At 47.9% G+C, this 20,706-nt stretch carries 16 protein-coding genes; 8 read left to right on the top strand and 8 right to left on the bottom strand.

Features of this window, described 5'->3' with window-relative positions; all coding sequences use genetic code 11:
• Positions 1-76 precede the first annotated feature (76 nt).
• The gene (locus KVT36_RS24380; protein ID WP_217606066.1) at positions 77-481 is read right to left on the bottom strand and encodes a hypothetical protein; all 405 of its coding nucleotides are present in this window, start codon (positions 479-481) and stop codon (positions 77-79) included.
• Between the two features lie 734 nt (positions 482-1,215).
• On the opposite strand from KVT36_RS24380, the gene KVT36_RS24375 reads away from it, so the two are divergent.
• Positions 1,216-2,103, top strand: a complete 888-nt coding sequence (locus KVT36_RS24375) for a hypothetical protein (RefSeq protein ID WP_217606065.1) — start codon at positions 1,216-1,218, stop codon at positions 2,101-2,103.
• A 307-nt stretch (positions 2,104-2,410) separates the two neighbouring features.
• Here KVT36_RS24375 and xerD read toward each other — a convergent pair whose 3' ends face one another.
• Entirely contained in the window at positions 2,411-3,307 is an 897-nt protein-coding gene (xerD, locus tag KVT36_RS24370; RefSeq protein ID WP_217606064.1) for a site-specific tyrosine recombinase XerD, read from the bottom strand.
• 379 nt (positions 3,308-3,686) lie between these two features.
• Here xerD and KVT36_RS24365 point away from each other — a divergent pair, with 379 nt between their 5' ends.
• Complete coding sequence (locus KVT36_RS24365) at positions 3,687-7,142, top strand: pyruvate carboxylase (RefSeq protein ID WP_217606063.1); 3,456 nt, start codon at positions 3,687-3,689, stop codon at positions 7,140-7,142.
• 10 nt (positions 7,143-7,152) lie between these two features.
• Here the strand turns inward: KVT36_RS24365 and KVT36_RS24360 are convergent, their stop codons facing one another.
• Positions 7,153-8,652, bottom strand: coding sequence for a hypothetical protein (locus KVT36_RS24360; RefSeq protein WP_217606062.1), 1,500 nt, complete (start codon positions 8,650-8,652; stop codon positions 7,153-7,155).
• Between the two features lie 211 nt (positions 8,653-8,863).
• Between KVT36_RS24360 and KVT36_RS24355 the strand changes: the two genes are divergently transcribed.
• Positions 8,864-11,242: an ABC transporter permease gene (locus KVT36_RS24355; RefSeq protein WP_217606061.1), complete on the top strand. Its 2,379-nt coding sequence runs from the start codon at positions 8,864-8,866 to the stop codon at positions 11,240-11,242.
• A gap of 181 nt (positions 11,243-11,423) precedes the next feature.
• On the opposite strand, the gene KVT36_RS24350 is transcribed toward KVT36_RS24355, so the two are convergent.
• On the bottom strand, positions 11,424-11,840 hold the full coding sequence (locus KVT36_RS24350) for a nucleoside-diphosphate kinase (protein ID WP_089921192.1): 417 nt from the start codon (positions 11,838-11,840) through the stop codon (positions 11,424-11,426).
• Positions 11,841-12,093: 253 nt separating this feature from the next.
• Here KVT36_RS24350 and KVT36_RS24345 point away from each other — a divergent pair, with 253 nt between their 5' ends.
• Both KVT36_RS24345 and KVT36_RS24340 read left to right on the top strand, forming a co-directional pair.
• Entirely contained in the window at positions 12,094-13,113 is a 1,020-nt protein-coding gene (locus tag KVT36_RS24345) for a bifunctional oligoribonuclease/PAP phosphatase NrnA (protein ID WP_217606060.1), read from the top strand.
• 68 nt (positions 13,114-13,181) lie between these two features.
• Positions 13,182-14,051 (top strand): FKBP-type peptidyl-prolyl cis-trans isomerase, encoded by an 870-nt coding sequence (locus tag KVT36_RS24340; RefSeq protein WP_217606059.1) that lies wholly within the window; start codon positions 13,182-13,184, stop codon positions 14,049-14,051.
• Positions 14,052-14,218: 167 nt separating this feature from the next.
• Here the strand turns inward: KVT36_RS24340 and KVT36_RS24335 are convergent, their stop codons facing one another.
• Both KVT36_RS24335 and folP read right to left on the bottom strand, forming a co-directional pair.
• Complete coding sequence (locus KVT36_RS24335) at positions 14,219-15,028, bottom strand: diadenylate cyclase (RefSeq protein WP_217606058.1); 810 nt, start codon at positions 15,026-15,028, stop codon at positions 14,219-14,221.
• Positions 15,029-15,101: 73 nt separating this feature from the next.
• Entirely contained in the window at positions 15,102-15,944 is an 843-nt protein-coding gene (gene folP, locus KVT36_RS24330; protein WP_217606057.1) for a dihydropteroate synthase, read from the bottom strand.
• A 60-nt stretch (positions 15,945-16,004) separates the two neighbouring features.
• On the opposite strand from folP, the gene KVT36_RS24325 reads away from it, so the two are divergent.
• The 3 genes from KVT36_RS24325 (at position 16,005) to KVT36_RS24315 (ending at position 18,788) form a co-directional block, all read left to right on the top strand.
• Positions 16,005-16,562: a DUF1599 domain-containing protein gene (locus KVT36_RS24325; RefSeq protein ID WP_217606056.1), complete on the top strand. Its 558-nt coding sequence runs from the start codon at positions 16,005-16,007 to the stop codon at positions 16,560-16,562.
• Positions 16,563-16,625: 63 nt separating this feature from the next.
• Positions 16,626-17,714: a BT_3928 family protein gene (locus tag KVT36_RS24320; RefSeq protein ID WP_217606055.1), complete on the top strand. Its 1,089-nt coding sequence runs from the start codon at positions 16,626-16,628 to the stop codon at positions 17,712-17,714.
• A gap of 6 nt (positions 17,715-17,720) precedes the next feature.
• Positions 17,721-18,788, top strand: coding sequence for an ABC transporter permease (locus tag KVT36_RS24315; protein WP_254640178.1), 1,068 nt, complete (start codon positions 17,721-17,723; stop codon positions 18,786-18,788).
• On the opposite strand, the gene KVT36_RS24310 is transcribed toward KVT36_RS24315, so the two are convergent.
• Positions 18,785-19,480, bottom strand: coding sequence for a nitroreductase family protein (locus KVT36_RS24310; protein ID WP_217606054.1), 696 nt, complete (start codon positions 19,478-19,480; stop codon positions 18,785-18,787). The genes KVT36_RS24315 and KVT36_RS24310 overlap by 4 nt on opposite strands.
• A gap of 68 nt (positions 19,481-19,548) precedes the next feature.
• Complete coding sequence (locus tag KVT36_RS24305) at positions 19,549-20,451, bottom strand: AraC family transcriptional regulator (protein ID WP_217606053.1); 903 nt, start codon at positions 20,449-20,451, stop codon at positions 19,549-19,551.
• Positions 20,452-20,706: the final 255 nt, after the last annotated feature.

Raw genomic sequence — 20,706 nt, 5'->3', positions numbered from 1 at the left:
AAGCAAGCATTCGATCCCCATCATTGTGTAAAAGGTAATTTCGATTATCGGCACTTAATAATACTTTTTAAACTTCTCAAGGGCAATAAGAGGGACAGGATAAGCCGCCATCCAACGCTTTACCGCCACCATCTTCTTCCGGGTCGCCCGGAGGTGAAAAACTTGCACCAGCGGTATGCGGTTTCGGCGGATGGTAAGGCATATTCTTACCTTCTTTATTTACAGGATAGATAACCATTTTTTTGTCGTCAACTCCATCACCATCCAGGTCTTTACCATAATAAATACGGATGCCTACGCAATCCGGGCAATCCAGGAGTTCCTTGATCTTATCTTTACCAAAAAAGTAAGCTTTGGTGAAATCCTTTTTACCTTGTTTTGTTTCATGGTCATGGAAGTTGCCGATCAGCCTATCAGCTTCTTTCAATGTAATGAATGTTCCCGCATCAGGGGGGAAGATCCTTTTTGTTGTGGTACTCATGTGTTTTAGTTTTAGTTAGTAGAGTGTGATGAGTTATGGGCGTAAAGGTATCATAAAATCTTTCTCATCAAATAGCCGGTATATATAATACTTTTGTGTTAATTATAACCGGGTTCCGGCTGTAATGCAATACCAGAAAGGATTTGGTAATTATACCCCTTCCGAACGTTTTTTGCCATTTCCCGTATTTTTCGGAAAAAATGCGTAGAACTACGCATTCCGGGATCCTGCCCGGCACAGCCATTTGATTTTTCCCGCTAATGATTATTTTATAAGGCGGCTGTACTGGCCGGTTGTACGATATATTTATATGCTTTTGCCTGTTTTCTGCCCCGGATTATAACATCATATAACAATAGTAGTCCAAAAACTTTTTTTCGCATAGGGATGACCGTTAAGATGCCCGCTTTCCTGTGTCTGCAGCGGCTTATGCGTACTTTCCGCAAAATTGCGTAGTTCTACGCATTTTTACCTTTTAAGCAGTTTAACGCTTGACTGCTGTTCCAATATTCTCAACCTTTGCATCATCGACCTAAGGAAAAAGATTTTGGAAACACGTTATTCACAAGAGGGGGACAGTACTTGGGTTTTCACTTTTTGGGCCTTTCTACCCATGTTTGTTTCTTCCGGTATATGCAGAGAAAAAGAGTAAAGAGAAAAAAGTAGGACTGTTCTCACGAATAGTCGGTTTTTAGGTTTAGCTCGTTAACCCCTTTTTTTTAAAATTTAAAACTATGAGTTACCTGTTAATTGGCAACATCTCTGCATTGATCTGTGACGATTGTATCGAACCGCTGGCAAAAGGCCGCTTACGGATCTATTTACCTGAAGACGCTTATCCGGCTGATACCTCCGGCCTGGCTAAGTTTAACCACCTTATACAGCTTACACCCACGCAAGTGGCGCGTAAAGAACATCGTTTGTTAACAGAAACAGTGCTGGATGAAAGAGGCGATTTTCGCCTTTCCTGGGAACAGCTTCACCTGTTCACGGAACCCCTGGAACTGGATCTGTGTTTAGAACAGATCCCGGGCCGGGCCTCCGGTAAAAACAGCGTAACACAGTATCACCTGAGCAAACTGGTGCCACACTGGAAACGCACAAAAGATAAATACCTGGCCGCATTTGCCTACGTGATCCCTTCCGAACACTGGAACCTGATCCGTGGCAGCTACGACACCTGGGTGATCAGCGGTACGGTACGTCATTTTGAAACCATGGCCGGCCAGCCGCAGTTGAAAGTAGAGATCTACAATGCGCAGAACAGCCGCTTACTGGGCACCACCCACACCAATGGGCAGGGCCGCTATAAGCTGCAGTTTGGAGTGGAAGATATGTCAGCAGGAGCGTTACCGGTAAAACACGGGCAGCATCACACCGGCCCGGATGTATATTTTAAGATCTACCGTAACAACCAGCTGCTTTGGGAGGAGGATGCACAAACGGCAACATGCCCTGAAAGGAGAGCTATTGCTCCCTGTACACTACTGAATATCGTAATTAAGCCTGCTACCGCCACAAAAGCTACGCGGCAACTGGCCCACTGGTTGGGCGGTTGGTCTGCAGTAACCAGGCAAAGAAGGAGACATTCGGATGATTTTCAGTTATTAGCGCCATTCTAAGAGTTTTAGTTAGGAGTCCATCTTGTTTGAGAGCCCCAATGCAAATACAAAAACAGCTACCGCTTCAGCCAGTTACAGGTAGCTGTTTTTTTTATTAAAAGTCCATGGTCCATAGTCGATGGTCCATGGACTTTTTCATAGGAGTAAAAGTATAGGTGTAAGCAGTATCCGTTCTATCTTAAAAATTTTTCCATTATATTTTGTAAGCTCCATAAAAATGCCATGGAACCATGGCCCAACTTTCCATTCACGCTCCATCAGCCTCACGAAAAATGCAATGGACTATGGACCATCGACCATGGACTTCTCAAAATCTCGGATGAAACCGTTGCAAAGTATCCCTTAAATATTCCCGGTCCAGGTGGGTATAGATCTCCGTTGTAGTATTACTTTCATGCCCCAGCATTTCCTGTACAGCTCTCAGGTCGCCGCCGCCTTCCACCAAATGGGGAGCAAAAGAATGCCGGAAGGTGTGGGGCGATACCTGCTTTTGAATACCGGCTGCTGCCGTTAATTCCTTGATCACCAGGAAGATCATTACACGGCTTAAACCGCTGCCACGGCGGTTCAGGAACAAAGTATCTTCCTGCCCCTTTTTAATAGGCACATGCACGCGGACCTCGTTGGCATACAGGTTAATATATTTTACTGCATCCCGGCCAATTGGCACCAGCCTTTCTTTATTACCTTTCCCGATCACACGAATAAAACCCGCATCAAAATGCAGCTGTGATATTTTAAGGTTCACCACCTCACTAACGCGCAACCCGCAGCTATACATGGTTTCCAGGATGGCGCGGTTACGCTGCCCTTCAGGGGTGCCGGCCTTTATTTGCCCTATGATATTTTCTATTTCTGCAAAACTCAGCACATCCGGCAGTTTGCGGCGTATTTTGGGCGCTTCCAGCAGCTGCGTAGGGTCCTCTTTAATAAGGTCCTCCATCAGCAGGTATTTATAAAAAGCCTTGATGCCTGAAATAATGCGTGCCTGCGAAGTAGCCGTCATACCCAGCTGGGCTATCCATTGGATACAGGATTGCAGGTCATCCAGTGTAACCTGCTCCGGTGATATCTTTTTATCGTTGGCCAGCAGGTACTGTTCCAGCTTTTCCACGTCGCGTATATACGCCTGCACGGAGTTGGCTGAGAGCGAACGCTCCAGCTGCATATAAGCGCTAAAACCTTTCAGGTACACGTTCCACATAAGTTATTAAATAGTCCATGGTCCATGGTCCATAGCATATTGCGTAGGGTTGAATGAAAACGTAAATGTAAATTAAAATAGTCCAAGGTCCATGGTCGATGGTCCATGGCATATTTCGTAAGGCTGATGAAACATAAATGCAAATAGCTTTCAGCTGGCTGAATCCTTCCAATCCCCATCTTCCATTTTCATTTCCCCAAACCAGCCGTTTAGAACTGATTAACTAAATTTGAATATTATTCATTCTAATCATCCTTTAATTAGAAATATTCGAACAAATTCATTTGTTCTTTTACTATTTTAGCGCCGCCTGATACAAAGGTTTTACCTTAATTTAGCAATGCAATTTTAACAAAAACGCATATTTATTTAACATATCATGCCGGACATTCCACTTCAGAAGATCCAGAAATTACTGGTAGCCAACCGGGGAGAGATTGCAGTACGGGTACTACGCGCCGCTGCCGAACTACGCATCCGCACCGTAGCTATTTTCACGTATGAAGATCGTTATTCACTGCACCGCTACAAAGCAGATGAAGCTTACCAGATAGGCAAAGATGATGACCCCTTAAAACCTTACTTAGACATTGAAGCTATTATTCAGCTCGCAAAAGAACAGCAGGTAGACGCCATCCACCCCGGTTACGGATTCCTGAGTGAGAACGTGCAGTTTGCACGCCGCTGCCGGGAAGAAGGCATTATTTTCGTAGGCCCCACACCGGAAGTAATGGCCCAGCTGGGCGATAAAGTAGCCGCCAAAAGCCTGGCCCGCGAAGCGCAGGTGCCGCTGATAGAAGATAGCCAGGTAAAGCTGGAAAGTGTAGCCGTGGCCTTGCAGGAAGCAACACGTATAGGCTTTCCCGTAATGCTGAAAGCAGCTGCCGGTGGCGGTGGCAGGGGCATGCGCGTAGTGCATAACGCAGCTGGTTTGGAGAAGTCATTTACAGAGGCCCGCAGCGAAGCTGCCAAAGCATTTGGCGATGATACCATTTTCATTGAAAAGTTCATTGAAGAGCCCAAACATATTGAAGTGCAGCTGATGGGCGATAACCATGGCAATATTGTACACCTCTATGAGCGCGATTGCTCCGTACAGCGCCGCTTTCAAAAAGTGGTGGAAATAGCGCCCAGCCCCAACCTGCCGGAAGAAACCCGTGAAGAGATCTATGAATATGCACTGCGCCTGGCCCGCAAGGTGAACTATAATAACGTAGGCACCGTAGAGTTCCTGGTAGACCGCAGCAACAAAGTATATTTTATTGAGGTGAATCCCCGCATACAGGTGGAACATACTGTAACTGAGGAAGTAACCGGTATTGATATTGTACGCTCACAGATCCTCATTGCACAGGGCCACCAGCTGAGCGACCCGGAAATATTCCTGAAAGGGCAGGCGGATGTAAAGCTGAACGGTTTTGCCGTGCAATGCCGCATTACCACAGAAGACCCGGAGAATAACTTTACCCCGGATTATGGGGTGGTAATAGCCTACCGCAATGCCGGCGGTTTCGGCATACGCCTGGATGAAGGCAGCACCTATTCCGGTGTAAAGATCTCGCCCTTTTTTGACTCTATGCTGGTAAAGGTAACCGCTTCAGGCCGCACCCTGTCAGGCGCCACCGCCCGCCTGCACCGTACCTTACGCGAGTTCCGCATACGCGGGGTAAAAACCAATATCGGTTTCCTGGAAAATGTGATCACACACGATATTTTCCGCAAAGGCAACTGCACCGTTGGGTTTATTGATAAACACCCGGAGCTGTTTAAGCTGGCGCAGATCCGCGACAGGGGCACCAAAACCTTGTTATACCTGGCAGATGTTACGGTGAACGGACACCCGGATGTAAAGGTGAAAGACCCCAACCGCAGGTTCCGCATACCGCAGGTGCCGGGCTATTCCCGCGCTACGCCGGTCCCGGAAGGTACTAAGAACAAGCTGCAGCAAATGGGCCGCGATGACTTTGCGCGCTGGCTGCGGCAGGAACAACCGGTATATTTTACAGACACTACTTACCGCGATGCCCACCAAAGCCTGCTGGCTACCCGGGTGCGCACCAAAGATATTATAGCCGTAGCAGAAGGCTATGCGCGTAACAACCCACAACTGTTCTCCATGGAGGTTTGGGGCGGCGCCACCTTTGACGTTTCCATGCGTTTTTTGCATGAATGTCCCTGGAGGCGCCTGCAACAGATCCGGCAGGCCATGCCCAACCTGTTGCTGCAAATGCTGTTCCGCGGATCTAACGGTGTCGGCTACTCGGCTTACCCGGAGAACCTGATAGCCAAGTTCATTGAAAAGAGCTGGGAGAACGGTATTGATGTATTCCGCATTTTTGATTCCCTGAACTGGGTAGATGCCATGGCCCCCAGCATACGTTTTGTGCGTGAATACACAGATGCGCTGGCCCAGGCAGCCATTAGTTATACCGGCGATATCCTGAACAAGGACAACAAAAAGTACACCCTTCAATATTATGTGGACCTGGCTAAACGCCTGGAAGATGCCGGCGCCCATATGCTGGCAGTAAAAGATATGGCGGGATTGTTAAAACCACAGGCCGCATCACTCTTAATAAGCACCCTGCGCGAATCTGTGCAGCTGCCCATAGTATTGCATACGCATGATACATCGTCCGTGCAGGCCGCCACTTACCTGAAAGCCATAGAAGCCGGTGTGAACGTGGTAGACGGCGCTATAGCTTCTCTGAGCGGGCTCACCTCGCAACCTAACCTGAATGCGCTGGTGGCCATTTTAGACGGGCATGAAAGAAGCCGCCCCATGAACCTGGCCTCACTGAATGAGTACAGCAATTACTGGGAGGATGTACGTGAATATTACTATCCCTTTGAATCGGATATGAAGGCCGGCACCGCGCAGATCTATGAGAACGAGATCCCCGGCGGGCAATACTCCAACCTGCGCCAGCAGGCAGAATCACTGGGCCTGGGCACGCAGCTGGAAACCATTAAAAAGAACTATGCCGTGGTGAACCAGCTGTTTGGCGATATTGTGAAAGTAACGCCCAGCTCTAAAGTAGTAGGGGACATGGCCCTGTTTATGACAGCCAACGGGTTAACAAAAGAAGATGTGCTGGATGAAACCCGCAACCTCTCATTCCCCGCTTCAGTAACAGGCTTTTTCCGTGGCGACCTGGGAGTGCCGTATGGCGGTTTCCCTGAAAAGCTGCAGCGCATTGTGCTCAAAGGGGAGCAGCCCCTGAAAGGCAAGCCCAATGAGCACTTGCCGCCTGTTGATTTCGACAGCGATTTTGCAAAGTTCCAGCTAAAATACCCCCAGGCCGAATTCCTGGATTACCTCAGCTACCATATGTTCCCGAAAGTGTTTGATGAGTATTACCATCATGCCGTGATTTACGGGAACGTAGAAGCCATTCCTACACCAGCCTTCTTCTATGGATTAAAGCTGGGCGAGGAAATGCTGGTAACCCTTAGCAAAGGCAAAACCATTATTGTAAAGCTGCTGTACGTGCAAAAGGCCGATGAAAGCGGCATGTGCACCGTAGTATTTGAGCTGAATGGTTATACCCGCCGCGTGCAGGTAAGGGATCACTCCGTATCCAGCCTGGTGCCGGTTAATAAAAAAGCCGCTAACCCCGATCTGGAAATAGGCGCACCCTTACAGGGTAAGCTCTCCAAGCTGCTGGTACGCGTGGGCGACACGGTAGGCAGCAATACTCCGCTGTTTATTATTGAAGCCATGAAAATGGAAACAACGGTAACGGCAACACGCACTACCAAAGTAAAAGCAGTACACTTACCGGAAGGTACCATGGTGCAGCAGGATGACCTGGTAGTGGAGCTGGGAGAATAAGCTGAACTGCCTATTGAGGTTTATCCTCGGGTTCTTTTTTTAGCTTGGAAGCAAAGGTAAAACCTGTTGCAGCAGGAGGGGCGGACTGTTGCTCATTTACCTGGGAGGCCAGCCTGAAACCGGATGAGGGAGGCGGGCCGCCCGGCGACCTCCTGATGCCGGATGCCAGCGAAAAACCGGGAAGAGGTGATTGAGTGGGTGTGCCTTCTTCGGATTGTTTTTTGACTGTGGAAGCAGTTGTAAAGCCACCGCTAAAAGAGGGCGTTGTATTGCCCTTGTTTATATTTGATGCTGACCCGAATCCAGAGAACGAACCGCTGCCGCCCGGCGGTCTTCCAAAACCGGATGAGAAGCCGGAAGGTATTTCCTGCTCCGGGCTATCGGTACCAAATGATATAGGTGCGCTTGTTGGCGGGGCAACGCTCACTGCATAACGCAGCTGGCCGGTTGGTGTAACCACCACACTTTTGATCAGATGTCTTTCTTCTAAAGTTGTGGTCAGCTTTACACCGCTTACACTAAGGCCCATTTGTGACAGTGTGTTCAATATATCCACTGCTTTACCAATGCTTTCGTGGCTTCCGCCTACTACAAAATATTTTATGGATGAAAGCTGGTTATATTCCTCACCAAATGCAGCCTTTAATTGTCCTAAAATATAAATGGCTTTATGCGAAGGCATCATGCTGTGAAACAAGGCGCTTACCGGTTGCCCGTCGGAAGAGGTGGCAGTTAGCCCTACGGTAATACAGGGTCTCATTTCATCCGTGTAAATACCCTTTTTTGAAGTAACTGGCTTGTCCCACTTATCTGCACCCACTTTAGTGGTTTTTTTAGACAGCTTTTCTATTTCTTCCATACTTACCTGTTTTATCTCCGGGAACAGAAGGGACATTTCCTCTGCTTCGCTTTCCTGTGATAAGTAATCATCCACTGAATCATCAAAGCCGTTTTCTGCCATTACCTGTTTATACAGGTTTTCCGGTGTAATGCCTTCAAGAGTTTCCTCTTTTTTTAGCCTTTCATACGTTCTTACAAATGCATCTATTGTGGGCTTGCGCCTTTTCCTGCCAGGTCCTGGTGCAGGTAAATCATTATGATAATGATAGAGTGCCATTAAATGTTCCCGCATCTCATCATCTTCACGTGGGCCTTCCAAACCGCTTGGTTTCACTGGTGTGGGCGGATGTTGTGCGCGTACCTTCTCCATGGTTTTCCTGTAAAGCTTCACCTGTCCTATAGGCACATATACATAATCGTCATAAACGGCGTCATAGATCTTCTGATGAGTTTTTTCCCAATAGGGAATTGGGTGATCGCCGGGAAAATTTACTACTACGCTACCGTCAAAAACAAAAACACCTTGTATAACTGGTTGTTGTATTTCCGTATGGTTTGTTTCCAGCTTTACCGGAACAGCGGTTTTCTGAATGCCATGCCGGGTGTTGCTTTCCTGTATAGATTGATGGGATGGGACTTGTAACCGGTCGGGGTAATATCGATTGGGCATATAATGAGGGATGTTTTAAAGAATAGATTATAGTAAGTTATGAAAAAAACAAATACCTGGCAAACCTGTCCGCAACCGGACACCCGCCTGTGCCAATACCGGACAAGAGAAGCATTTATAAGCAGGCAACCGGCTGATTATCAATTGTGTTAAACTCCGGCATTCAATTAGTAAGTCAAACACTATCTTACAATAGAGGAAATAGCTGCATATGGTTAACATTCAACTCAAAACTGCCTGGCGTAACCTGCTTAAGAACAAGTCACAGTCAGTGATCAATATTGCAGGATTATCTGTGGGCATAGCCCTGTCTATACTCATTGGTTTGCTGATCTGGGATGAGCTGTCCTTTGACCAATACTATCAAAACCATGACCGTATTGCCATGGTAATGACCAGCCAGTATGTGAACGGGGAAATACAAACCAGCGGTGATGAGCCTATGCAAATGGCGCCGGAGCTGCGGGTTAAGTACAGCAGCTATTTTAAGTATGTGGTTACCTCCACTAATCCCGCGGGGCATATCCTTTCTTACGGGGATAATAATCTCAATAAGAACGGTAGTTATATGGAGCCGCAGGCGCCGGAAATGTTTACCCTGCATATGCTCAAAGGCACGCGGGCCGGCTTGCAGGACCCAGCTTCCATTTTATTATCCGCATCCGTGGCTAAAACTTTTTTCGGAGACGCAGATCCCATAGGTAAGCTCATGAAAATTGATAATAAGCTGGATGTAAAGGTAACCGGCGTATATGAAGACCTGCCTGCTAACACTACCTTCTCAAACCTGGGCTTCATATCGCCCTGGGAATTATACGCCAAAAGCGAAGACCTGGCCGGCAGAGGAATAGGCTGGGGGAACCGCTGGTTCCAGACTTATGTGCAAATAGCGGATAATACGGATATGCAGCAGGTATCTGCAAAGATCAAAAATGTGGGCCTGCAAAGGATAAATAGCGATGCCTTTCAGCCGCAGACGTTCCTGCATCCTATGAACCGCTGGCACCTGTATTCCAGGTTCAGGAACGGGGTGCCGGCCGGTGGCCGCATACAGTTTGTTTGGTTCTTTGGTATCATTGGCGGTTTTGTGCTGCTGCTGGCCTGTATTAATTTCATGTACCTGGCTACGGCGCGTTCAGAAAAACGGGCTAAGGGAGTAGGCATCCGCAAAGCTATTGGCTCCGGCCGGGGGCAGCTGATCCTGCAGTTCCTGGGAGAGTCTGTACTTACGGCATTCATTTGTTTCCTATTATCCCTGTTGCTGGTAAGCTTTATCCTGCCCTGGTTTAACGGGATAGCAGATAAAAAGCTCAGCATTTTATGGGGGCAACCTATATTCTGGTTACTGTGCCTGGGTTTTACCCTGTTTACCGGAGTGCTGGCCGGCAGTTACCCTGCATTATACCTGTCGGCCTTAAAACCGGTAAAGGTATTGAAGGGGACTTTTAAGGCCGGGCGGTTTGCAGCTGTGCCGCGTAAAACGCTGGTGGTAATGCAGTTCTCCATTTCCGTAACGCTGATCATTTGCACCATTATTGTTTTTAAGCAGATCCTGTTTGCAAAAGACCGTCCTATTGGATTTAACCGGCAGGGTTTATTAACCATGCGCATGATCACGAAGGAAACCCGTAAGAATTATCCTGCCTTCCGCGATGCGCTGCTGCAAAGCGGGGTGGTAACCAGTGTGGCGCAATCCCAAAGCTCTGCTATGTATGCAGGCGTTACCAACATTGGTTTTAGCTGGCGTGGCAAAGACCCTAATATGCAGGATGAAATTGTAACCATGGCTATTTCCCCGGAGTTTGGAAAAACCATTAACTGGCAAATGGCAGACGGGCGCGATTTTAATAAGCTCTTTGCCACGGATTCAGCAGGTTTTGTATTAAACCAGGCAGCCGTAAAATACATGGGTTTTGATAACCCGGTAGGAGAGATGGTGAATGCTTTTGACCGCCAGTACCATGTAATTGGCGTGGTAAAAGATATGGTCATGCAATCTATGTTTGATCCGGTGAGGCCTACTATATTTTACCTGGATGCATTTAACAGGGTAAAGTTCATTAACCTGCGTATTAACCCTGCGCTGAGCGCCGGCAAGGCTGTAGCGCAGATAGAAACCATCTTTAAAAAGTATAATCCCGTTACGCCGTTTGAATATGCTTTTGCAGATGATGATTTCCAGGCCAAGTTCCAGGATGAAGAACGCCTGGGCAAGCTGGCGGCCTTTTTCACCATCCTGGCTGTTTTCATCAGCTGTTTGGGCCTCTATGGACTGGCTGCTTTTGTGGCGGAACAGCGCACCAAGGAAATTGGCGTACGTAAGGTAATGGGCGCTACGGTGTTTAATGTATGGTGCTTGTTATCCAAAGATTTTATGATGCTCATTACAATTGCATTGCTGATAGCTATACCTGCGGGGTATTACTTTATGCATGGCTGGCTGCAGCATTATGAGTACCGGGCGGCATTATCCTGGTGGATCTTTGCAGGGGTAGGATTAGGTGCGTTGGTGCTGATATTGGGAACGGTGAGCTTCCAGACCATAAAAGCGGCGATAGCGAATCCGGTGAAGAGCCTTAGAATGGAATGAAGAATGTAAAATCATAAATGTAAAATGCTAAATGTAAAAGGGAAAGGCAGCGATACCAGGCATACTTCATTCGTTGCATTTCCCTTTTACATTTAAGATTTAAAATTTTACATTTTACATTATAAAGAAAGCCGTTCCAGTTAACCGGAACGGCTTTTCTATTAAAGAGAGATGAATCGTCTTAGAACTGTTCCAGTCCGCTGAAGAAAAAGCTGCCTTCAATAGCTGCATTCTCATCAGAATCAGAACCGTGAATAGCATTACGGCCCAGGGATTCTGCAAATAATTTGCGGATGGTGCCGGCATCAGCATTAGCAGGGTTGGTAGCGCCGATCAGCTTGCGGAAATCTTCCACGGCATTGTCCTTTTCCAGGATAGCCGCTACAATGTGGCCGCTGCTCATAAATTCCACCAGCTCCCCGTAAAAAGGACGCTCTTTGTGGACAGCATAAAATTCGCCCGCTTTTTCGGTTGATAACCGGGTCATTTTGAGTGCCACAATGCGGAAGCCAGCTCCATTGATCTTTTCCAAAATGGCGCCGATATGCCCATTGGCTACAGCGTCCGGCTTAATCATCGTAAATGTTCTGTTACCCATATGTTGTTATTCCAAGTTAAATTGTTTGTTCTGAGGTCCACTGTCTGTCGCTTGCTTACCGGCAGCCAGGCTCATGGTTCCGCTAACTGCTAGCTGCCCACTTTACCGGGCATCCAACGGGCGCAAAGGTAACCAGAATTTGTTTATCAGATAAATCCGGGTCAAAATTTTGAAATGCTGCACCAAATAAAGAACTTCGCACTTCGTTTTAAATGAACGCATAACAATATTTTATCATCCGCTTATTCTTGGTATGAAGCCGATCGAGGAAATCAAGCCTTTGCTGGAAACCCCTAAAAAAGTGGTGATTACCATGCACCAGAAACCGGATGCAGATGCCATGGGTTCGTCTTTGGCCATGTATCATTACCTGCGTCAGAAGGGACATGACATCACTGTTATTTCGCCTACTAACTTCCCGGATTTTCTGGCCTGGTTGCCCGGGGCCGACCTGGTGGTGGATTTTGAATCCATGCAGGAGAAGGCTATGAGCGCACTGGAAGGGGTGGAGCTGTTATTTTGTTTGGATTTCAACGCTTTATACCGCACCAAAAACCTGGCGCCGTACCTGGAGCAGCTGAAGTGTCCGAAAATACTCATTGACCATCACCTGGAACCACAGCCTGCTTTTGACTATGGTGTAAGTGATACTAAAGCTTCTTCTACCGCACAGCTGGTATATGAAACGCTTTATAAATTGGGGGAAGAGCAGTATATTACCGAAGAGATTGCGCAATGTATCTATGCCGGAACCATCACGGACACGGGATCTTTCCGGTTCGCCTCTACCTCTGCCAGGGTGCACCGTATGGTAGCAGACCTGATGGACAGGGGGTTAAAGCATGAGATCATTCACCAGAACATTTACGACAATTTTCTGGAAAACCGCCTGCGCTTTATTGGCCACAGCCTGTTGCACCGGATGGAGGTCTTCTACGAATATAATACGGCTATGATGGCAATTCCCTATGCAGACCTGAAAAGGTTTGACCTGCAAACAGGGGATACAGAAGGATTAGTGAACTTTTTATTATCTATACAGGGTATTAAAATGGCAGCACTGATCATAGACCGCCGGGAAGAGGTGAAGCTGTCATTCCGCTCCAAAGGCGATTTTGACGTGAATACCTTTGCCCGCAGGTACTTTGAAGGCGGCGGCCACTTTAATGCAGCCGGCGGCAGAAGTACGGATACGCTGGAAAAAACAGTACAGCGCTTTATTCATGCCATGGAAGAGAACGAAGCATTATTACAGGATCATATAAAAGTTTGAGGGCACAACATCCTTCAGGCTTAAACCGTTAAAGACTGACCAAAAAAAATAAAGACAAATACCTACAGATGAAAAAAAACAATCAGTTACTTGTAGCAGCATTAGGCTTGTTCATGGCTAGCTGCGGTGCCGGTGGGCCCAAGAAAACACCTGGTGGTGTAGAATACACCGTACATAAATCGGGCAGCGGTGCACAGCTGAAGCTGGGCGATACGGTGCTGATGAACATTACCCAGCGCCTGAACGACTCTATCCTGGCAGAATCCCGCAAGCTGGTGGGTGCGCCTGTGCCGGTGCTGATCTCTAAATCAGTGAATAAATATGACCTGATGGAAGGATTGGCCCTGCTGAAAGAAGGAGATAGCGCTACGTTCATTATTCCCTGGGATTCTTTACCAGAGCCCCGTCCGCCATTTGGTAAAAAAGGCGACAAGCTGAAGGTAACTTTTGCTGTAGAGAACAAATATTCTGCATCTACACAAACTGCCAAAGAAGAAAAGGAAATAAAAGAATACCTGGATGCTCATAAGCTGAACGCTACTAAAAATGCTGAAGGTGTATACGTATCCGTTAGCCAGCCCGGTACCGGCGACATGCCTAAACCCGGCGATACCGTGTTTGTACACTACACCGGTAAGCTGCTGAGCGGTAAAACCTTTGACTCCAGCCTGGATTCTACTTTACGTCCCGGTATGCCGCTGGAACCTATTAAGTTCCCCATTGGCCAGGGTTTTGTAATTAAAGGTTGGGATGCTGGTATTGGTTCCCTGAACAAAGGTTCCAAAGCTACGCTGGTAATACCTTCTTCACTGGCTTATGGCCTGCAGGGTAGCCCCCCGGCTATTCCCAGCAACTCTGTACTGGTATTTGACGTGCAACTGGTTGATGTAAAGCCCGGTAAAGCGCCTGCCGCTGCACCGGCTGCTCCCGGTAAGTAATATTCAGAAAGTTAATAGTAAGGGCTGTCTCAATTTTTATTGGGACAGCCTTTTGTTTTGTGAAGAATGAATAATTATTAGTTAAGGCTAACAGTGCTATAATGACAAAGAGGAATGATGTTCAGGTAAACACCATTCCTCTTTATTTTAGAAAACTATCTGATTAATTAACTCTCGCCATCCACCAGCACCTCATACATCTTGATCTTCAGCTCCTCCAGGGATACATCCTGTACCAAACGGCCATCCTGTGCATAGGAAATAGTAGCGCGTTCTTCTGATACTACAATGGCCAGGTTATCACTATGTTCTGTGATACCTACGGCAGAGCGGTGGCGCAAACCAATACGGGTAGGCAGGTTGGGATTATCGGATACCGGCAGTATTACCTTGGCGGCCAGGATCTTATTGCCTACAATGATCAGTGCCCCATCATGCAGGGGACTGCTTTTGGAAAAAATACTTTCAACCAGCTTAGCGCTGATGTTGCCATCAATACCAATGCTGCTGGCCGTATCAAACTTTACCCTGTGGGTAGTGGCAATCACAATAAGGGCGCCGGTATGGCGGGCCGAGAGGTGGCCTACGGCGGTGATCACTTCATTAATAATATTCTCCTCTTCGCGGTAGCTTTTAAACCGGTCCGGCATAAACAGCTTGGTAAAAAAACTATCCTTGCTCAGCGGTGTTTTCTTGCCCAGTACCAGCAGGAACTTGCGGATCTCCGGCTGAAATATAATGATAATGGCAATGAGCCCTACGTTAATGAAGTTCTGTAAAATATTGGTGAGAATGGGCATACCCAGCGCCTGTACCAGGAAGTAAGCCAGGTACACCATCAGCAGGCCTACAAAAATGTTGAAAGCCAGGCTGCCCTTTAATAACCGGTATAATTGAATAACCAGGAAAATTACGATCGACAGGTCCAGAATATTCAGCCAGTTAAATCTATATCCGTAAAATTGAAACATATCCATAATTGTAAAAATAGATTTTAGATCCCAGATTTACGATTTTAGATTTATATGTACTGCGTTGTTGCAACACTTTTTACAGTGAATGCATGTACTGCAGCAGCTTCACAGTCTCTGCCGCTTCCTTTACATCATGCACCCGCAGTAAATGTGCGCCCTGCTGCAAAGCCAGTGTATGGATCACCGTTGTGCCGTTTAACGCGGCTTCCGGGGTAGTGTTTAACAAACGGTATATCATGGATTTACGGGATACGCCCACCAGCACGGGGCACTCCAGGATGTGGAACAGGTTCAGACCGCGCAGCAGGGTGTAATTGTGGGCAATGGTCTTCCCAAAACCAAAACCGGGATCCAGGATCACATCATTAATACCGGCGGCCCTGCACTGCGCTGTTTTTTGTATAAAATAATCCAGCACTTCCCGTACTACATTATCATATTGCGGGTCTTTTTGCATGGTGGCAGGCGTGCCCCGCATGTGCATGGCAATATAGGGTACCTGCAGGCGGCCGGCAGTGGTTAACATGTCCGGGTCCATTTCCCCGGCGCTAACGTCATTAATAATGGCTGCCCCGGCCTGAACGGTTTTTTCTGCTACGGCAGCGTGATAGGTATCCACAGAAATAATAACTTCCGGGTAATGGTTAATGATGCCATGAATGGCGGGCAGCAGGCGGTCCAGCTCTTCCTGCGCGCCAATAGTAGCAGCGCCCGGGCGTGTGCTTTGGGCGCCCAGGTCCAGTATACGGGCGCCATTGGCCAGGTGCTCGCCGGCCTTTTCTATAATATGCTGCAGGTGCCGGCTGCGGCTTTCTGCATAAAAAGAATCATTGGTAATATTAATAATACCCATCACCACCGGAGTACTAAGGTCTACCAGCTGACCACGGCAGGAGAGGGTGTAGGGTTGGATGTTCATCCGCACATTATTTTTTGTTACTTTGCCCTGCAAATTAAAGTTTCTTCCTTAATAAAGACAATGAGCAACACCTTAGCGCAATACCAGCAGGCCATCGGCACGTGTAAAGATATCTTCATTAAAAAAGCCAGGGACTACGGCACCTCCTGGCGGGTATTAAGGCTCGTTTCCGTTACCGACCAGATCTTTATAAAAGCACAGCGCATCCGCAACATCCAGGAGCTGGGCACCCAGAAGGTGGAGGACCAGATTGACGGGGAGTTCCGCGGTATTGTAAACTACGGCATTATTGGCCTTATACAGCTGGGGCAGCATGGCAATCCCTACCAGGACCTGCCGGTAGATGAAGTATCCCGCCTGTACGATGAGCAGGCCCGTTTTGTACAAAGCGTAATGGAAGATAAAAACCATGACTATGGCGAAGCCTGGCGCGATATGAGCCAGGAATCCTTCGTGGACCTTATACTCACTAAACTGCTGCGCATCAAGCAAATACTGCGTAATGAAGGTAAAACGCTGATCTCAGAAGGTATTGACGCTAACTTTGTGGATATCATTAACTACGCGCTGTTTGCCCTGATCAAAATAGATGAAGCCGCACCCGCGGGCCGCCTTTGATCATTAATTATTCGCCGTTCCTTATTAATTCTTTAAATTGATCGCTGTCTTATAATTGCAGATATGAAATTTATCCTGATCCTATTACGGGTACTCGTAGGCGTACTTTTTATTTTTTCCGGCCTTATTAAGGCTAATGACCCGCTGGGGCTCAGCTATAAAATGGATGAGTTCTTCGAGGTGCTGCACATGACCTTCATGTCGCACTATTCCCTGGTGTATTCTGTAACCATGAACGTGTTTGAAATAGTAGCCGGGGTAGCGGTATTGCTGGGATACCGTATGCGCCTGTTCTCTGTGCTGTTGCTGCTGCTCATCATTTTCTTCACCTTCCTTACCGGTTATGCGCTGTTCAGCGGCACCATTAAGGAATGCGGCTGTTTTGGAGATTGCATTAAGCTTACGGCAGAACAAACTTTCTACAAGGATGTTGCTTTGTTAGTAATGATCCTGGTGATCTTTACCTACCGCAAACGTATACAACCGCTGTTCCCTAAAATGGCATCCAATATTATTATGGCTGCTGCGCTGGTATTCTCCTTCGGCGTACAGTGGTACACGTTAAGCCACCTGCCGTTTGTAGATTGCCTGGCATACAAGGTAGGTAACAACATTCCTGAAAAAATGAAAATGCCGCCGGGTTCTACGCCGGATGTATATGAAACCACCATGATCTACGAAAAGAACGGGGAACGCAAAGAGTTCACCATGGAAAACTATCCCTGGGCAGATAGCACCTGGAAATTCGTAGACCGTAAGGATAAGCTGGTGAAAAAAGGTATTGGAGAGCCGGGCATTAAGGATTTCATTTTAACGGACTTTGATGGCGGCAATCAAACCCAGGCCATTTTATCGGAACCTAAACCGGTATACCTGTTCCTGGTGCTGAACACCGCTACTGCCGGCAAAGGCTGGGATGCCAAAATGCAGGCACTGCAAAAAAAGATGGAAGCCAATGAAGTGTATATATACGGGGTTACCGGCTCCAGCAAAGAAGCCGTAGCCGCTTTTGAAAAAGCACATGGCATCAGCTTCCCCTTTGTGCAAATGGATGGCACGGCTATTAAAACCGCCGGCCGCAGTAACCCCTGCCTTATTTTGCTGGAGCAGGGTACCATTAAAGGGAAATGGCATTATAATGATATTCCTTGAGGGTCCATGGACTCTTTTACCACCATGCACTACTTGCTAAAAAAAATATCATATGGTTTGCTGGTACTGCTGGGGGTAGTGGTATTGGTGTTTGTGCTGTTCAATGTGCTGCCGGCAGATCCTGCACGCCTTACCCTGGGGCAGCGGGCAGATGTGGCCTCCCTGGAAAATGTGCGCCGGGAGCTGCACCTGGATAAGCCGATGCCTGTACAGTTCCTGTTATACTTAAACGACCTGCTGCCCATCAGCATTCACCCGGAGCAGGAGGCGCGCGGTAAGCTGCACTACCTAACGTTACTGCATATATCCTCTTCCAAAATACTGGTGCTAAAAACGCCCTATCTGCGCCGCTCTTACCAGGGCAAAAAAGATGTGTGGGAAATACTCATTGAAGCGCTGCCCGGCACCTTGCTGCTGGCATTGGCAGCTATGCTGTTTGCTACGGTAGCGGGTATTGCCCTGGGCGTACTCTCTGCCGTAAAACAAAATACCTGGATGGATACCAGCGCTATTTTTGCCAGTGTGCTGGGTATTTCCGTACCATCGTTCTTTGCAGGTATTGTGCTGGCTTACCTGTTTGGTTTTGTGCTGAGCCAGTACACCGGTTTGCATATGACCGGCAGCCTGTTCGATATGGATCCTTTTAAGGGCCGGGTGATGAACCTGCGTAACCTGGTGCTGCCGGCCATCACGCTGGGCATACGCCCGCTGGCTATTATAGTGCAGCTAACCCGCAGCGCCATGCTGGATGTGCTGAACCAGGACTACATACGCACGGCATATGCCAAAGGCCTGAAGCGTAGTGCTGTGGTCTTTAAACACGCGTTGCGTAATGCCCTGAACCCGGTGATCACTGCGGTTACCGGCTGGTTTGCAGAGCTGCTGGCAGGCGCTTTTTTTGTAGAATATATTTTTGGCTGGAAAGGCATCGGCAAAGTAACGGTAGATGCGTTGGAGAAATTTGACTTTCCCGTGCTCATGGGATCCGTGTTATTCACCGCCGGCATTTTTGTGATCATTAGCCTGCTGGCAGATGTGCTGTACAGCATTGTAGATCCCCGCATTAAGCTTTAATGTTTCATACGCCCCCTGACCATTGCAAACACCGGCCGCAGATCCCCGAACTCAAATTTTCCTTTCACCATCTCATATACCTGTTTCTGCTGCTCATTTAATCTCATTTGCAGGTCCGGTTCACCATAATGTACAAAGCTGCTCAGCGGTTTACGTGTTCTTTCCCGGTTATGCTTTTGCTGTAACACCGGTGAAAGGTTATCCCCGTTACCGGCATAGCCCAGCGCAATACCCACGCAGGGCTGGTAGCCTTCCGGAATGGCAAGCTCAGTATACACTTTTTCATGTTCAATACCGGCGGCTTCGCAAACCTGCAGCCCTTCAAACACGGCCTGGAAGGTGAGGTTGGCTACAGCCAGGCCCATATCATGCCAGGCAAATACATTGGGCGCGCCGTTGTGTTCAAAATACAGCTTGGTTACAGCTATCATCAGCACCGGTGCAGTTTGTGCCCAGGCCTGGTTATCTTCCGTAAAACAGTGTAAGATCTTTTCATACTGGGCGGCATCGCCCTTAGTGGCTACTATAAAATGCCAGGGCTGCTCATTAAAACAGGAGGGCGCCAGGCGGGCCGCTTCAAAAAGGCGGTCTAATGTGTTGGAACATACCGGGGTGTCCCGGAAAGATTTAGGGCTCCAACGGTCCAGCAGCAGCGGATGTACGTCATGTGTGGTTGTGATCACGTTATTCATATGCAGTAATAATTGTTACTGCAAAGATCCGCCGCCGGGCAGCTCCCGTTTGCATACAATACCCGGGTTTAACTATACTTTTTTCGGATCTCGTCGCGGAAGTGCTCGGGTGTTTGCCCGGTATATTTCTTAAAAAAGCGGTAAAAGTAGGTGGCTTCATTGAAGTTCAGCAGGTAGGCAATTTCCTTTACACTGTCTGCAGTATGAACCAGCAGGCGTTTAGCTTCCAGTATTACCCGGTCGGCAATAAGCTGGGAAGGGCTTTGGCCGGTTTGTTTTTTTACGATCTCGCTCAGGTAACCGGACGAAAGGTTCAGCAGGGCGGCATATTCCCCGGCAGACTTTTGCTCCCGGAAATGCTGGTGAATAAGCTGCTGCAGCGTTTTCACAATACGGGCGTCGTTGCTGAGCTGTAGCGTGGTTTCCCGGGTTTGCATCATACGGTTTATACAGGAGAATAAAATATCCAGGTAGTTTTTAATAATGCGGTCGCTCATAGGCTGCGCTGCTTCAAACTCGGCCAGCATTTGCTCGCAAAGGTTCAGCAACAGCTGTAATTCGGTTTCGTCCAGGTGCAGCTGGCCTTCCATCCATTCAATGTTATCCAGCAGGGGATGGGGGAGCACAAAATCTTTGGTAAAGGCAAGTACAATGCCTTTTACGGTTTGACCGGTATCCGGCTGCTCACGCACATGATGCACCTGGTGAGGGCTGATAATGTTCAGCGTATTGGGTGCAAGTGTATACTCCTTAAAATCTATCAGGTGTTTGCCATGCCCCTGCTGTACAAGGGCCAGGAAGTAGAAGTTATGCCGGTGCGGGCTGGCCACCCATTTCCTTTCGTCATAACCGGAGCGCGATACCCGGCGTATATTGAATTGTGCGGCAGCCTGCTGCTCCAGCGGGTAAGAAGGTATCTTTTGCGCATCCCTTGCCATAGCGGGTGTGTTTGATCCGATGAGTACAAACATAGGATAAAAAAGTATTTAAAAGTAAGGGGGTGATTATCCTAAATTTGGATCGCATACTTTGGATGCCACTTCTGGTTCACGTTTAACACAACAACAGCACACAAAAAGAATGGTATGGCTTGCCGATACCAGCATGTTATGAACGCAGGCGGGGCCGTTCTTCAACTAAGAGCGGGCCCGCCTTTTTTTATGGTTGATAGTGGTACTTCCAATTGTTCATATTCGCACACTTCCTGTTCCGTAACCGGACAAACC

Origin of the sequence: Chitinophaga sp. GbtcB8 (assembly GCF_019091455.1) — a bacterium.
Classification (GTDB): Bacteria; Bacteroidota; Bacteroidia; order Chitinophagales; family Chitinophagaceae; genus Chitinophaga.
Note: the sequence above shows the minus strand (reverse complement) of the source record. Positions and strands in the feature narration are given on the sequence as shown.